The sequence below is a fragment of the Zhongshania aquatica genome (assembly GCF_027257955.1).
In the GTDB taxonomy this organism is placed as follows: Bacteria; Pseudomonadota; Gammaproteobacteria; order Pseudomonadales; family Spongiibacteraceae; genus Spongiibacter; species Spongiibacter aquatica.
In genome coordinates, this window is sequence record NZ_JANZNQ010000026.1 from 20,285 (window position 1) to 35,630 (window position 15,346).

Here is a 15,346-nt window from a genome sequence, read left to right on the forward strand (position 1 = left end):
GTCAGAGCCTAACGGCTAGCTCACGAGCAGTACGTATAGCGCCATCGATATAGGTAATATTGGCACTGTCACCAATATTATGCGTTTCGATATTGATGGCTGATAACTGGCTCATTATCGAGCTGTCTGGCACTGCACCCAAGGCAATAATTACATTGTCAGTAGCTACGTCAGCGTCAATTCCGCCTTGGCTATAACGAACCACGTCGGCCGTTATCTCGCTCACACTTGCCCCCCCACGCAAATCGACACCGTAGGATTTCAAGTCATGGAGCACGCGCCAGCGGCGCACAACGCTCAACTCACTACCAAAGTCTCGGCTCGCCTCAAGTACGGTCACCTGACGGCCACGTTCAGCGAGTAACTCAGCGACTTCAAGGCCCACTAAGCCGCCGCCGATAATGCATATTTTTTTACCCAAAGGCATGTATATATGACTAAGTTTTCTAAGCACGTCAATATTGCAGCTCAGTCCCAGCATATGTGATAGACGCACCATCACACGGTGATACCACGTTAATTTGCCCTGCGCGCGACCAGCGAACAGCATATCCCGCAACTGTTCGCCATCAAGCACATGAGGTAACTCTTTACCCGCGATAAGTGGCGCACTTCGCTTCGCGCCGGTTGCCAGCACCACCACATCGACATCTGCCGTTTTAATATTCTCAATGCTCGCAATTTTATTAAATGATACTGCAACCTGCTGTTCAGAAAGTGAGTGCTTGAGATAGGTCAATAATTGCCCATTAGGCTCATAGGCCAAAGCGGCAACCCGCAGTGTACCGCCCAAAACCGAGCCCCCTTCCCAAAGCTGAACCTGGTGCCCGCGCAGGGAGAGAACACGAGCCGCCTCCATTCCTCCCGGGCCGCCACCCACTACAAGAATTCGGCGCGGAGTCTCTGCTGGAACAATCTGCCCTAAGGTATTTTCATGACCAACAGCGGGGTTTACCGCGCAGCGTAATGGCTGATTAATAAAGATTTGGCTAACGCAAATATAGCAGTAAATACAGGGACGGATTTCTCCTTGGCGACCATCCCGGAGTTTGTTGGGCAACTCTGGATCCGCTAATAATTTTCGGCCCATGGCCAAAAAGTCGAAGTCGCCAGCGACGATAGATCGCTCGGCAACATCGGGATCAATACGACCTACAGCAATAACGGGAATACTTATCGCAGCCTTAACCGCTTTAGCAAAACCGATATACCCGCCTGGCTCGTGCACCAGCGGACCCTCAGTGAAGCCGATAGCGCTATTATTTGAGTAGGCACTTACATTAATTGCATGGCAGCCCGCCCCTTCCAGCATTTTAGATACCATGACAGCATCATTAATGGTAATACCACCTTCTGTGCGATATTCATGGGCGTCGATGCGCACCATAATCGGAAACTCATCGCCTACAGTTACTTTAATTGCGGCAACCACCTCAAGTAAAAAACGGGAGCGATTTTCCAAACTCCCACCATAGAGATCTTCACGACGATTGGCATAGGGCGAAAGGTAGGACGACAGTAAGTAACCATGTCCAGCATGAATCTCTACCGCGTCAAAGCCCGCATCCGCCACCAGCCGGGCAGCAGAGGCAAAGCAGCTAATCACCCAATCGATATCCTGCTGATCCATTTCCTTGTAGCGAGGGCCTTTGCCATCAGGCCCTGCAGACCGAACAAAATTTGCCATTTCGGCCATGGTTAGACCGTCACCCATGTCATTTGCAGCGCGCTTGGGGCGTGATGGAACGAGTATTTCTCGCCCCTCTGCGACATCAAACGCAGACACTTTGCCACTATGATTTAGCTGAGCAGCAATACGACAGCCATGCCGCTGTACACGCTGAGCTAGCTCCCGCAATCCTGGCAAAAATTCATCGCTAGACAGCCCCAGCATTTTTGGCATCGACATACCAAACGGCCAAGCAACCGAGCTAGTTTCCAGTACAATCATGCCTGCGCCGCCCGCCGCGCGGGCCTCGTAATAGGCCATTGCCCGCTCACCAATGCGGCCATCATCGAGAATAAATTCAGTACCCATTGCGGCCAAAATAGTGCGATTACGCAGTTTCAATTTCGCAATAGAGCCCTCAGACATCAAGTTAGGATGGCGGCACTCACGAAGCTCGATCACCTTAAACATCGCGATTATCCGCGATCAAAAATTGCCCATACCAGCGTCGGAACTTTGCAAAGGGTCCGTCACCGTCACACAACAGTGGTTTTTCTAAAAACACCTTATGTGCCCAAATAATTTTATCCTCTTCCATCTGCTGGCAAATGTCATCAACAATGGCCTGCGCGACACGCCCCATGGTTTTGCCACCTCCGTCGCGCTGCATAAACGCATAGTGAGCACGAGAATGATGAGCATCTACTGGAGTGATATTCGCCATCAAAACGGTGTCGCAAATACCGCTAAAACGCACAACTGACAAGCCCGGTCCAGTGCTACTATTTTCTATACGGCCTTGAATTGTCCCCTTAGGCGTAACCATCTCAGATTCAAATAGGCCATGGCGTAAAAAGCCATCAAATTCACTTCGTGTGGGCTCTGGAATTTCTGGAGTACCATGTACATAACAAAAATGCGCCGCGTCTACAGCATTTTCGCCAATCTCTTGCATATGGGTGTCGATATCCCACTGATGAATTTTCAACTCACCCCAATCACCATTATCCGTTGATGCCTCGATAATTTGTGGAACCTCAAAAAGCGGGGCAACATTTTCTGGATGATACCAAACGTAAATACACTGATTTAATTCCCTAACATGCCAGCTAGGAATCAATTTTTCACAACGATCGACTCTCGGAGGTAGGTTTTTTGCATAAGGAATACTAGTACATTCACCTTCGCCGTTGAATTGCCAACCGTGAAAAGGACACACAATACTTTCACCAACAACACGTGAGCCACCGCCAGCGTTATCACGTATGCCATACCCTAAATGCGCTCCCATATGCACGCAGTGCGCATCAAGCACCTTGGCAAGGCCAGACTCGGTTCGAAAAATTACCAGCTCACGATCAAAGTAAAATAACGGTAGAGAAGTCCCGACCGCCAACTCGTGAGAGTATAAAACCTGGAACCAACCAAAAGGCATTGGTAGATTCACCCGCGAAGACTGACGAGTATGAGATTTGGCTATTGTATCGCTCGTAAGATTCATGATTATCCCCGCACTGCACCGCCACCATCTACCGACAGCAACTGGCCTGTAATAAATGAAGCTTTGTCTGAAAGTAAGAACGCTACAGCATTAGCAATCTCTGACGGTTCACCAAGACGCTGCATTGGCGCAGCTTTGCGTAGCTGCTCCGCCATTTTCGGTTGTTCTTCAAAGTATTTTTCCAAGCCTGGTGTGCGAATGACACCCGGGGATATCGCGTTAATGCGTATATCTTTACTTGCATACTCAGTAGAAGCACTTTTGGTAAGAATATTCACCCCACCTTTTGCCGTAGCATATGCGGTATTAAATGCCTGCCCACGCAGTGAAGCGTTTGACGATATATTGACAATACTTCCTCCACCACCGACCAACATAGCCTCTATCTCATACTTCATACACAACCAAGTATTTGTTAAGCACATCTCTAAAGTTTGATCAAAAACTTCACGACTAAACTGATGTATTGGGCCGCTGCCACGACTCACAGCAGCGTTATTGCAGGCAATATCGAGGCGACCGTAACGCTCAACAACTGCAGAGACCATGGCACTGACTTGCGCTTCATTGCTAACATCACAAGAAACGAAAAAAGCATCGACACCACTTCCCTTAAGGTCGGAAACACACGTTTCCCCAGCCTCACGGTTAAAGTCAACCACCGCAACACTCGCACCGTCATCGCCTAACTGCTGGCAAATAGCGCGACCGATACCCGTAGCTCCACCAGTAACTATTGCAACTTTATTCTTTAACATCTGATTCATTACTCCTTTGCACTCATTCCCGGCTGACTTCGCAGCGGGTAAAGAGCCATATAAACAATGGGCAAAACTACCAAGCCCGCCAATAAACCGGTAAACAATGACTTACTTAGGACATACTGCACTCGGGTGAGACTGTCGACATCCAAAACAGTAAACACCAAGAACACGACAGGGAGAGCAATTACACCGGCATAAATCGCAAGCATTAGGGCCTTGAGCACATTTCGATGAATAGCAATATGAGAAAACAATTTTAGAAAGATCAAGGGTGGTTCCGCCCCAATCCTGACTTTTTTCATTGCGTGCCTCTGTTGCAATGGCAGCACGATCAAGCTGAGGACAAGTACCAATATCACCGCTGTTGCAATAAAATCTACCAATACACCATTACCGCCCAGAATAGGCAGACGATCCCGGTGAGCACTTAAGTACCACGAAAATCCGCCATTGATAACAGCATTGCTCGAGCCACTTACGAGTGACTCCCGCAACAAATAGCTGCGCATTGACTGCATCGACCCTACTCCTAATGCGTAATTGACTTTGTTATTGCTGTACCGTCATATTAGGCCAAATAATAATTCGCTAAAGCACATAATCTTTCATAAGCGTCAACATTTAGCGTCAAGCACAATTGGTATAAGAGAGAAAGCATGACGGACATCAATAGATTGCATGACATCCCAGTCAAGAAATTTCAACGGTTACTAGACTACCTTCAACACGTAGGGATTGATTCCAATGAAATTGCGCTAAAGGCAGGCCTTAATGCGAGAAAATTATTATCAGCGCCAGAGCAAGGCACACTAGCTGGCTACAAGTATTCCGCGTTATACGAATATGCAGCAGAAGCCATGCAGGAGATGGATATTGCGGTTCCCTGGGGCGCAGGAATTGGAAGCGATGTCTTTCGCTTTATGTGCTACAGCATAATTAACTGTCAAAACTTGGAAGAGGCACTTCATCGAGCGGCTCAATACCAAAAAATGCTCTACCCCATCACCGGTTACAAAATCCTTGTAAGTACGACGGAAAATATTACAGAGCTTCGCTATGTATTTGATAGCAACTTCACAAACAAGCAATTTATCCCCGAATCTTGGGATCGCAATGAACACTCTGACGCAGTCGCAAAGGCATCTGGACTCCGCGTATGGTTTTCATTTATTGGTTGGTTAACAGCTAGAGAACTCCGGCTAACAGGTCTAACAATTTCCGCGCCACCAATCTCCGACGCATACACAACTAGCATGGGTAACCTGCTGGGAATTACACCGGAATTTAACTCTGAGCACACTGCACTATATTTCAATAGCGCTGCCTTGCTCGCCCGCACGGTACACACACCCACGTCACTTGAGTCGTTTCTGCAACATGCTGTCTATTCGCTTATCACGCAAGACTCAAGGCCTGCCAGCACAAGCGCTGCGATATGCTCATTACTTGCCAATAGTGGAGCAGGAAGCCTACCAAGCTTCGAAGTGATGGCTGAGGATCTTCATATGTCGCCCTCCAGCTTGCGTCGTCGATTGCACAGTGAAGACACCAGTTATCAAGAACTGAAGGATCAATACCGCTGCGATATCGCAATGCGTCAACTGCGTAACCCAATGCTTAAAATTCACGAAATAGGCGAGCAATTAGGATTCTTAGAATCCAGTTCTTTCATTCGTTCCTTTCGAAATTGGGCAGGTTTAACGCCAAAACAATTCCGGGACCAACTCGACGAATCGGAATAATAAGGTATCAACAAGAGAGGTGAATGCGGCTAGAAACACAAAAAAAGGCGGGTAAACCCGCCAAAGAAGTTGCATAAAGACCAGTTTGAAATTTGTGTACTGAAAGCACTACATCCCAATGAAAATTTTTATTGGGAACCCGCGTCCGCGAAAATTATCAATACCGATAACGGACCTCCATACCAAATGTGCGTGGCGCGCCGTACTGTTCAGTAATCAAACCTAAGCCCTGAAAATTCACACCATAGGAGGGGTAGTCATCCTTCGTTAGGTTATTCACCCATAGCGACACCATCAAGTCACCAGCATCAACAGGAATCTTACTTAGGCTTAGACGTGCGTTTATAATTGTGCGCGCGTCCATCGAACTATTTGTATACAAGATCGGCGTATTGTCAACAACTGAAGGCGAAAGTGAAACCTGCTCCCAGGTATCTTGCCAGCTGGCATCAGCAAACACGTTGAAGTCACCAATTGCGGTGCTGGCGAAGGTATAATCAACGCTGGCATTAACCTTATTGCTCGGTGAGTTGCCACGCTTCGCCTCTTTAGCACCATCAATACACTGTGTATTGGCGGCATTACAGGTATCTGGGTACTCTTCAAAATCACCATTGATATAGGTATGCGCCAAACTCACGACCATGTCCTCGATAGGCGCGAGCGAAATTTCTAGCTCGCTCCCCCAGCGATCAGCCTTACCAGCGTTTATCGTTGATGACGTTATGCCGCCGCCACTGCTTTTAAGCTCGCTGGTCTGCAAGTCGTCATATTGATAGGTATAGAGGCCAGCGTTGACGCGCAAGCGGTTATTCCACCAGTCAGATTTTATGCCAATTTCAAGCTGTTCAATAATTTCCTCATCAAAGCTGTTATTAAATACCTCGCCGTTAAAGCCACCCGAACGATAGCCCGTTGCATAGCGAATAAAGCTATTTATATCGTCGCTAATGTCATAAGCCACGGTCGCGTTGTAACTAAAATTGTAAAAATTATTATCACGCGATATCGCTTGCGCAGGACTCGTGCCAAAGGGCGTCGCCACCGCACCGTAGTTATAAGAAATCGCTTTTTTCTCTTCGGTATAACGCATACCCAAAGTCAGCGCTAAACGATCTTCTAGCTGGGCGAAGCGATAAGTACTCTGGCCATACACCGCCAAGGCGTCCGACTCCAGAGTGTATTTTTGCGCGTCACGCCCAGCTAATGGCATTGCAAATGCTGCGCGGCGATCGTAGTTCGCCTCGTCTTCAAACCAATACAGACCCAGAGCGTAATCGAGCTGCTCAGTCGCACCAATTAGCTGGAACTCTTGAGAAAGTTGCTCATATTTAGAGCGTGTATCTTGCATGCTATGGCCGGCGCCAAGCTGATCTACCGCGGCCCAAAGGGCATCGACACCAGGGAAGGATGCGCCACCGCTGCCGCCGTAATACTGCAGTAAGACGCCGTGCAACGAGTCGTTATAAGCACCAATACCGTTCGCATCTAGACTACTATCAATATCATCCAAATCACCGGCAACATAGGTCTCGGTCTCGCGCTGCGCGGTAATCGATTTAAGTGTTACATCGCCCAATACGCCTTGCTCACCTAGCTGCCATTCGGCGGTTAGCGCGTGGCCATCCACCTCGCTTTGGGTAATGGGCGTGCTATCAGCCCAACCGCCGTCCGGACGGCCCTCGCCATTTGCCAAAACCCGCTCGTATGCATCTATCGTTTTCTGAATAGAGGGTAGCCACCGATCATTGATACGGGGGTCTGCACCGGGCGCCGCGCCCAAGCCAGTAGCGAAAGGTAAAACGGTATTACGCAAGAAGCTTAAGCGATCGCCACCAAGGGTAGGCCCTGGGGTAAAACCCACCACTTTTTGCAGCGTATTAATTTCATCCAGTTCACTGTGATCGTAAACATAATCTACAGTCAGGCTCTCAACTGGCTGCCACCGCAACGCGGCTCGCCATGCCTGACGATCTAAGTTGTCAAAATCTTCACCACCGGAATAATTGTTATAAAAACCGTCGCGCTCTTTGGTTAAAAAACTTGCCGCAGCAGCTAATTTACCAGCGCCCTCACCGACTTGACCTATCGAATCGAAATCAATATTCGTTTTTAAGGTACGTAAATTGTAATTACCCATGCCGGCAGTGACATCCACAGCGAATTCACCCAAAGGCTTTCTGGAGATAATGTTCATGGCACCCGCGGTGGCATTTCGACCGTATAAGGTGCCCTGCGGCCCACGCAAGACTTCAATGCGCTCTATCTGCGCAACATCTAAGGCAGAACCAAGCATCTTGCCGACGTAGACACCATCAAGATACATACCCACCGCGGGATCAAGGGATATATTGGCCGGCGAGCCACCCGAAATACCGCGGATACTCAGACTGGTAATACCGCGGGAACCGGGCGATGAAAACCCGCCCATGCCCGGCATCGCGGCAAACATATCGTCAGTGTTAGTAATACCGCGCTTTTCTATGTTGTCACTTGTCAGGGCGGTCATTGCAATCGGCGTATCCTGCAAGGATTCCACGCGGCGTTCGGCCGTCACCAGAACCTCTTCGAGTACTTGAGCTGAAGCAAGGGACACAAATAGCGGGGAAGCAACCAGCGAAACTGCCAAAGGCAATGCCGCCAACTTGAAATCACCAGTGGATGAATATCGTTTCATGCCATTACTCCAATTCATTAATATTATATTGTTAGCAGATCACTACTGCGGACATTATTCAAATTCGGCTCCGAAACTAAGTGATACTGTTATCACAGTACTCTAAAGGCAAATTTTGGGTAGAACATAATCATTCACAATAATGCGCAAAAGTGTTCAGACAGCCTCTCCCAACCAATCACATTTCACTCGCCAGCCAGTACTTGGCTAAGCCGCAAAGACTCAGGCGGCGGCTCCGCCAAGCCGGTCACACCATGTACGCCATTAACTATAGCCTGCGGTGCAGAAACTGCATCTCTTGGCATATAAAATTGCGCGTACCATTTGCGGCCAAGCGCAAATGGCCCGTCAGTCTTCAGTTGCAACACCCTAAACGCCGGCTTTTTGTTCTGCCAAATGCCGAAATCTGCCGCTAAAGACGCGAGTGCACCGGCCTGTAATTCTCTGGCGCGATCATAATCTGCTACGGCAGGGTTCTCGGTACCACTATTGACCAATAAGCCATGCCATAACTTAACGCGGCCATCGTCCAGCGGTGTGTTCGCAATCAGCTCGATGCTTTCGATATCGCCAAAAATTTGGTGGGAAAGCAGGATTCCCGGCCCGTCATACCAAGTTGTTGTGCGCAGCATTGCCTGATATTCCTGATGCAAACCGCCCTGGCGCTGAATATAAATGTGATCGTTAAATTCATTCTCAAAATATTCACAAGGCGCGCCATGGGTCGGCCCTAAATGACGGGCATCAGCCATATTGTCGATGATTTCCTGGGGGTGGACTTCTAACTCACCCAAGTGATCTAACTGCCACTGAATCCAGCGTTTATTATGCCAATGGGGCAAATCTGGCACGGGGTAATCCGGCCCCTTGCCCTCGGTGTCGTGCCACATCCATATACAGCCTAAGCGCTCTTCGACCGGATAACTTTCCAGCTTGGCTGACCGAGGTTTAGGCCCTTCGTAATAGGGTATATCGTCGCAGCTACCGTCGGCAGCAAATCGCCAGCCGTGATAGGGGCAGCGAATAGAGTCACCTTCTATTTGCGCACCTTCACGGGCGATAATCGCGCTGTCGGCGGCAAGATGACACTGCATGTGTGGGCAGTGCGCATCCAGCAAAATCGGCTTGCCGCTCTCACCTCGGTATAGCGCAAAATCCTTGGCGAAGAATTTCAGTGCAAGCGGTTTATCTTGCAGTTCACTTGCCTCGGCAATAACAAACCAGCCGCGGGGAAACTGATGCGGCCCAAGTCCATATTCTTTTCCTGTCGCCATTACATATCCCTATATTGAATTTGGGCGATACATGGCGTCATGGCCGCCATCGACATAAAGTAGTGAGCCACTGACGAAGCTCGCCTCTGAGCACAGCAAGAAGCCGATGACATTCGCGATTTCACTTACCTTGCCAGCGCGACCAAGGGGAATTGTCTCTAAAAAATCTTTAATGGCGGCGCTGTATTTCGGGTCTTTCTCCGTCGCCTCGGTCATTGCCGTTCTGGTATAGCCTGGCGCGACCGCATTTAGGCGCACGCCGGAACGCGCATAGTCGGGGGCATTTCTCCGCATCCAAATGGCAATGGCTTGTTTAGATCCGCTGTACGCAGCGTGGCCAGAGATAGTGGCTAAACTCGTTTTCAGTTGCTCTTGATTATTAGAAAGTAGCGCCACTACATAGTTGGGATCCGTATCTTGCGGCGCTGAGTTTGACGACACCAACACCGCCGCCCCGCTGCGGGCTGCCAATGCGTCTTTCAGGCCAAGTAACAATTCAATCGAGCCGTAAAAATTGACCTGCGGGATCATGACAACATCCGGACTTGTACTCCCGATGCCCGCACAGCAAACCAGACCATCCAAACCGTCTTTAGAAGCCGCCAAACACGCCTGCAAAGCCGCACGTCGCCCCTCTGGCGTCGCTAAATCTGCGACGATATCCGCATTGTGACGATCTACTTTAATGACTGTTTCTCCATCGTCCTCAAGCCGTGAACAGACTGCTTCACCAATACCTGAAGCGGCGCCGGTTACAATGAATTTCCCCATATCTGTTCTCCCTGTTTAAACACGAATAAAGTACACAGCGGACTGGAAGCTCATTAAATATAGCTTCCTAAGACGATATTACTGGCCTGCAGAACTTCCAACTATGCGCACGTCTCAGACATGGTATCGCCAGCCCCCTTTCGTTCCGCCGACAAAAACATCTAATTTTATATACATTTCAGTCACCCCCACCGCGCAGATGAATATCCAGAAGTGAAGGGAAAATATATCCCGAGCCAGTGGCATGACATATTTCAACGGTGCTTTTCGTTATCAATTTTGAACGTATTTGTTCTAAGCAAGCTAGCCCTGGATCTTTACTATAAGGACCTAACCTTAGAACAAGACAGCCAGCGGGCTGTAGACGACGAGAATTGAGAAATGAAATTTAGCTATAACCCAAGTATGTGCCCACCAGAGCAATATGTGCCCCTCGCGCTAGCCGCAGAAGAGTTAGGTTTTAACAGTATGGCCTTTCCAGACAGCCTCTGTTATCCCGAACACTCGTCGGCAAACTACCCCTACAACGGTGACGGCTCCCGGGAGTTTTTAAAGGATATGCCCTTTGTTGAACCCCTGGTGACGATCCCGTTTTTGGCGGGCCAAACAAAACGTTTACGTTTTAACACCTCGGTATACAAGCTCGCAGTGCGCCAGCCGCTCGTTGTTGCCAAACAGCTGGCAACGCTCGCGACCCTGTGCGGCGACCGCTTTGATTTCGGCGTTGGCATTAGCCCCTGGCCAGAAGACTTCGAAGGCTGCCACGTGCCATGGGCAGCGCGTGGCCAGCGCCTTGACGACCAAATTGAGATAATACGGGGCTTACTGAGCGGTGAGTTCTTTAGCTACACCGGCAAACAACTCTCAATAGCAAGCATGCAACTTTGCCCTAGCCCCAAAACACCCATCCCCATTCTTGTTGGCGGGCATTCAGACGCGGCATTAAAACGCGCGGCGCGCCTTGGCGACGGTTGGATTGGCGCCGGTGCAAGCATTGAAGAATACGGCGTTTTGATCGGTAAATTAAATGAATTTCGTAAACAGTATCAGCGTAACCACCTTCCCTTCGCGATCCATGTCAGCTCCGCCGACGCCTACTCCACCTCTGGCCAGGACGCTCTCGCCAATCTAGGCGTTAACGAATGCCACATAGCCTTTCGCAATGCCTATGATGGCACACCCGATACCCTGAGTACTGATCTGAAAATTGATCAAATGCAGAAATTCGCTGCTAAGTGTATAAAGCCTTAGTCGCATCATTCACAAGTAAAAGGCTATTATCGGACCAGAAAATATTGCCAATTTTAAAGGATATTCTAATGAAAAGACTAAACGGCAAAGTGGCCATTGTAACCGGCGCGGGCCAAGGTGTAGGTCAAGGTATCGCATTTGCACTGGCCGCCGAAGGGGCGAAAGTCGTGGTAACGGGTCGAACTCTAAAAAAGCTGGAATCGAGCTGCGCAGAGATCGCTAAACGCGGGGGCCAAGCCTTGGCGGTAGAATGCGACATAAAAGATCGAGGCGCACTGGAATCTTTGGTTTCCACAACCGTTAAGCATTACGGCGGCATTCAAATATTGGTAAACAATGCTCAAGAAGTGCCCTTAGGCAGCCTGCACGAGATAGAGGATGAAGCATTGAGCGCCGGCTTTGAATCCGGACCAATTGCCACCTTCCGTTTAATGAAACTATGTTATCCCCACCTGAAAGGTGATGGTTGTATTATCAACCTCGCCAGTAGTGCCGGAAAGCGCTGGGACATGTCTGGCTATGGTGGTTACGCAGCGACTAAAGAAGCAATTCGTTCTCTGTCGCGTGCGGCCGCCTGCGAATGGGGCAAAGACCGTATTCGCACCAATGTTATTCTTCCACACGCCTTATCGCCAGGCCTTGAATGGTGGATTAAAGACCGTCCAGAAGAAGCAGCAACGTATTTGGCGAGTATTCCAATGCAACGGCTTGGCGAATGCGAAAACGATATAGGAAGATTTGTTGTTAGCTTGTGTTCGGAGGATAGCCGGTATGTCAACGGTCAAAGTATAGCGTTAGACGGAGGGCAGGCTTTTTTAGGTTAAACATCTGCTGGAATACCCTAGGCGCGCTATGTGCCGAAGTTAGCTTGGGAAGTTCAGGGGATCTAAGATATCTTAGCACTCCCTAAAGCGCATTCGTGATGTTCACATCAACCCTTGCAGTTGCACTTAGAATGCAACTAGTGAAAAATCCCGGATTAGATCACGAAGCAGTAACATCAATGCTAGTCGAATCAGTACTCGCCACCGTATTTTGATTCAAGCTATACAGCGCCATGAATTAATAAATTTACTCCACGTAAAGCGCGGATGGCGAAGCTAAGCCGAAGGCAATATGTCTAGGCAGTGTTAATTCGAAATCCATTCGCCAGATATTTCTTATTGAAATTCGACAATTAACGACACAAATAGAGGCCTATTAATTTCCCCCTGATTATAAATAAGTATTTATATTCAGGGGGTGCCCTATGGAACTAGGAAATGAAGTAAAAATCTCCATGAGGTATTCTTATATCTAAAAATGGAAAATTCCAACTCCAGCTTATAATAAAACTGTTCCATAAGTTAAGAAGGCCATTACGGCCTTTCTAACATCACCGATATTTTCCCTACGCTACACTAATGCAGGCACTAACATATCATCGCCAAAATTGACCTCTAGGCACCTATTCTCCCGAGCAAAAAAGGACAATACCGTCAACATGCTGCTGTTTGCAGAAGTCACCATTAGTACTAAAGGCACTTCATCTACACCTAGAGGAATGCTACAGCTGTCATCAACCTACCATACGGGATATCTATAACTGCTTTCAGCCTCCACGGCTAGAATCTGTCGCCGGGAATCATAGCCGCCCAGTTCTGCCTCAGTGACACCTAGTTTCGCAGTTATTTCTTCAGCTGTAATGCAGCCAGAGTACTAGTACCCTGATCACAAGACGAGCTTAAGACCCAAGAAGACAAACATCACACCAAATAGACGTGAGCCAGTCATTCATCACTTAAATTGAAGGTCTTGCTACTTTTTCTTACGTACAGGGTTAATTCACCGCGTTCGATTTCATCTTTAGCCAGCAGTGCCTTTTCAATAAATGCATAGCTCAGATCTGGGTTATCAATGACAATTCGCCCGAGCTTGGCATCGTATTCAATTTGCTGTGCCACGCTGCGACCGCTTACTTTTGCTCGACTCGTCCACTCGTGAATAAAGCCCTCGTCTAGTAGAATTTCTTTAGCCATATGCCACCTCACTATATCTCCGTTTCGCCGTTCGTATAGTTCACCGCAAAGCTTGTGAACTACGATTTAACCTAACACGCCTAGAATTGGCGTCAAATTAAGCGACAAATTTTCGAAGGTTATATAGTGGTGAAGGCACTATAGGTGACCAAGCGAACCGGCCGCCGCCATCTTCAGTCATCGTGGCCATACCGTCGCCGCAGATATCGGCACGGGTCCGCCTAGCTAACCCTAAAAATCGGACTCAGAAGTCATCCCCCCAGAATCTTAATTCTCTGTAGACGAATGGTAGTCGTAAAGTTCAAGGCAGCAAGGTGACCAAGTCCTCACGTGTATTAATGGGCTTTTGTATTACGGTATTAGCTTCAGACATCATCACGCGCCTGTACTCGCCAGCTATCGTGACACCAACGCTAGCCATAGTGGGGTCAAGACGAAACACCTCATCACATTTGTGCGCTCATCAGCACAAACCATACAGTTACTAAAATTTTCTCGCATTTTGTGACTTACAAGGCACATCTTTCAACGCGGATGAATAATTCATTAAAAATATAGGTTATTAATATCGGGAGAGCTGAACAATTTCAAAATCACATCTCTCACAAGAAATCTTATTTGTAACTAATCTTTGTAATATAAGGAATGAGAAATGAATTCAATCAAAAATTTGGAAGAGAACAGTGTCTACTGCAAACCAATTTTAGAAACATCGCCACACGCCGATATCATTACGAAAGTTAGGGGCTCCGTAATTACGTTTAAGAAAAATCTAGTTAATAACATAAATGAAAACCGGATTGTAAATTACCTGATTTGCTCTCTGACCACGTACTTTGAAACATTTCACCCACATTTAAAAATTGCAGTGAAGTTAGAAGATAATTTTGATTCACTCAATCGTAAATCGAGACAATTTTTCTCTCAATTACTAGCCTACGGGGAGGAGGATATTGTAAATGAGTATTACGACCTTATGTGCAACGCTGCATCCTACCTAACCGCCGGAACACTTGAAGAAATTGACTTATTAGCCCACCAAGCGGAAATAGAGATGTTTAGCGAGGAAGAGATTACATTCTTTGATAATTGCATTGGAGAGTTCATCTCGAATTATTCAGGCACTAAAATATCAAACCCATTTGATTGTCACCTTGGTTATTCTGGTTCCGGATTCATTCAACTCAAAGGTCGCTTTAAAAGAAGCACTCTCCATCAAATTGATAAAGGCCACACATCATCAATAGTTGAGATACACGGCTTTGACGACATTAGTAAGGAACTGCGCTGCACAATTGTTGAAGGCGATTTAAAAGGAAATAAAATAGCACTACATTCAAACTCACATGAAATATTTGTCCAGGCAGCACAGGGGTATATCAATGGCACCAAATTTAGCTGTCTATACAAAGAGAAAGTAAATATAGCGGGAGGAAAAAAAGTTGATGAATTACTGGCGTTTAACGCTTTGAATAATGACAACCAATCAAAGAGACTATGAACATGATTTTCATCTCGCAGTTAATTAGGCCTCCATAAATTAAACATAATTTGTAGAAGTCTCGATCTGATCTGACATATCTTCTTGAAGAAGAGAGAGTTACCCGTTTTGATAAAGGTGTCGAATCTTAAATCAAAACAAAAAGGTAACTCTCATGCTCCATACTAGCAATCCCATC

General features: G+C 47.7%; 12 protein-coding genes. 4 read left to right on the top strand and 8 right to left on the bottom strand.

The features are described 5' to 3' along the window. Position 1: 1 nt before the first annotated feature. From O9X78_RS17735 to O9X78_RS17750, 4 genes are read right to left on the bottom strand one after another with little or no spacing between them, the layout of a single operon-like run. On the bottom strand, positions 2–2,140 hold the full coding sequence (locus O9X78_RS17735) for an FAD-dependent oxidoreductase (protein WP_269621049.1): 2,139 nt from the start codon (positions 2,138–2,140) through the stop codon (positions 2–4). After that, positions 2,133–3,170, bottom strand: a complete 1,038-nt coding sequence (locus O9X78_RS17740; protein ID WP_269621050.1) for a Rieske 2Fe-2S domain-containing protein — start codon at positions 3,168–3,170, stop codon at positions 2,133–2,135. Before O9X78_RS17740 ends, O9X78_RS17735 begins: the two co-directional genes overlap by 8 nt. A gap of 2 nt (positions 3,171–3,172) precedes the next feature. Next, positions 3,173–3,928, bottom strand: coding sequence for an SDR family NAD(P)-dependent oxidoreductase (locus O9X78_RS17745; protein ID WP_269621051.1), 756 nt, complete (start codon positions 3,926–3,928; stop codon positions 3,173–3,175). An 8-nt stretch (positions 3,929–3,936) separates the two neighbouring features. Beyond that, positions 3,937–4,452 carry a hypothetical protein gene (locus O9X78_RS17750; RefSeq protein WP_269621052.1) on the bottom strand — a complete coding sequence of 172 codons (516 nt, stop codon included), beginning with the start codon at positions 4,450–4,452 and terminating at the stop codon, positions 3,937–3,939. 138 nt (positions 4,453–4,590) lie between these two features. Between O9X78_RS17750 and O9X78_RS17755 the strand changes: the two genes are divergently transcribed. After that, positions 4,591–5,676 carry an AraC family transcriptional regulator gene (locus tag O9X78_RS17755; RefSeq protein ID WP_269621053.1) on the top strand — a complete coding sequence of 362 codons (1,086 nt, stop codon included), beginning with the start codon at positions 4,591–4,593 and terminating at the stop codon, positions 5,674–5,676. Between the two features lie 157 nt (positions 5,677–5,833). Here O9X78_RS17755 and O9X78_RS17760 read toward each other — a convergent pair whose 3' ends face one another. The 3 genes from O9X78_RS17760 to O9X78_RS17770 form a co-directional block, all read right to left on the bottom strand. After that, positions 5,834–8,353, bottom strand: a complete 2,520-nt coding sequence (locus O9X78_RS17760) for a TonB-dependent receptor (RefSeq protein ID WP_269621054.1) — start codon at positions 8,351–8,353, stop codon at positions 5,834–5,836. Between the two features lie 185 nt (positions 8,354–8,538). After that, the gene (locus O9X78_RS17765) at positions 8,539–9,627 is read right to left on the bottom strand and encodes a Rieske 2Fe-2S domain-containing protein (protein ID WP_269621055.1); all 1,089 of its coding nucleotides are present in this window, start codon (positions 9,625–9,627) and stop codon (positions 8,539–8,541) included. 9 nt (positions 9,628–9,636) lie between these two features. Continuing rightward, positions 9,637–10,398: an SDR family oxidoreductase gene (locus O9X78_RS17770; protein WP_269621056.1), complete on the bottom strand. Its 762-nt coding sequence runs from the start codon at positions 10,396–10,398 to the stop codon at positions 9,637–9,639. 381 nt (positions 10,399–10,779) lie between these two features. On the opposite strand from O9X78_RS17770, the gene O9X78_RS17775 reads away from it, so the two are divergent. Together O9X78_RS17775 and O9X78_RS17780 are read left to right on the top strand one after the other, a co-directional pair. After that, positions 10,780–11,649, top strand: a complete 870-nt coding sequence (locus tag O9X78_RS17775) for a TIGR03619 family F420-dependent LLM class oxidoreductase (protein ID WP_269621057.1) — start codon at positions 10,780–10,782, stop codon at positions 11,647–11,649. A gap of 68 nt (positions 11,650–11,717) precedes the next feature. Beyond that, positions 11,718–12,473 carry an SDR family NAD(P)-dependent oxidoreductase gene (locus O9X78_RS17780; protein ID WP_269621058.1) on the top strand — a complete coding sequence of 252 codons (756 nt, stop codon included), beginning with the start codon at positions 11,718–11,720 and terminating at the stop codon, positions 12,471–12,473. Between the two features lie 945 nt (positions 12,474–13,418). On the opposite strand, the gene O9X78_RS17785 is transcribed toward O9X78_RS17780, so the two are convergent. Beyond that, positions 13,419–13,667, bottom strand: a complete 249-nt coding sequence (locus O9X78_RS17785; protein WP_269621060.1) for a TA system antitoxin ParD family protein — start codon at positions 13,665–13,667, stop codon at positions 13,419–13,421. A gap of 652 nt (positions 13,668–14,319) precedes the next feature. Here O9X78_RS17785 and O9X78_RS17790 point away from each other — a divergent pair. Then, complete coding sequence (locus O9X78_RS17790; RefSeq protein ID WP_269621061.1) at positions 14,320–15,168, top strand: hypothetical protein; 849 nt, start codon at positions 14,320–14,322, stop codon at positions 15,166–15,168. Positions 15,169–15,346 lie beyond the last annotated feature (178 nt).

Coding starts and splice junctions, on each gene's coding strand:
- O9X78_RS17735 (WP_269621049.1), bottom strand. CDS start 2,140: ATGTTTAAGGTGATCGAGCTTCGTGAGTGCCGCCATCCTAACTTGATG.
- O9X78_RS17760 (WP_269621054.1), bottom strand. CDS start 8,353: ATGAAACGATATTCATCCACTGGTGATTTCAAGTTGGCGGCATTGCCT.
- O9X78_RS17790 (WP_269621061.1), top strand. CDS start 14,320: ATGAATTCAATCAAAAATTTGGAAGAGAACAGTGTCTACTGCAAACCA.
- O9X78_RS17750 (WP_269621052.1), bottom strand. CDS start 4,452: ATGCAGTCAATGCGCAGCTATTTGTTGCGGGAGTCACTCGTAAGTGGC.
- O9X78_RS17745 (WP_269621051.1), bottom strand. CDS start 3,928: ATGTTAAAGAATAAAGTTGCAATAGTTACTGGTGGAGCTACGGGTATC.
- O9X78_RS17785 (WP_269621060.1), bottom strand. CDS start 13,667: ATGGCTAAAGAAATTCTACTAGACGAGGGCTTTATTCACGAGTGGACG.
- O9X78_RS17755 (WP_269621053.1), top strand. CDS start 4,591: ATGACGGACATCAATAGATTGCATGACATCCCAGTCAAGAAATTTCAA.
- O9X78_RS17740 (WP_269621050.1), bottom strand. CDS start 3,170: ATGAATCTTACGAGCGATACAATAGCCAAATCTCATACTCGTCAGTCT.
- O9X78_RS17770 (WP_269621056.1), bottom strand. CDS start 10,398: ATGGGGAAATTCATTGTAACCGGCGCCGCTTCAGGTATTGGTGAAGCA.
- O9X78_RS17780 (WP_269621058.1), top strand. CDS start 11,718: ATGAAAAGACTAAACGGCAAAGTGGCCATTGTAACCGGCGCGGGCCAA.
- O9X78_RS17765 (WP_269621055.1), bottom strand. CDS start 9,627: ATGGCGACAGGAAAAGAATATGGACTTGGGCCGCATCAGTTTCCCCGC.
- O9X78_RS17775 (WP_269621057.1), top strand. CDS start 10,780: ATGAAATTTAGCTATAACCCAAGTATGTGCCCACCAGAGCAATATGTG.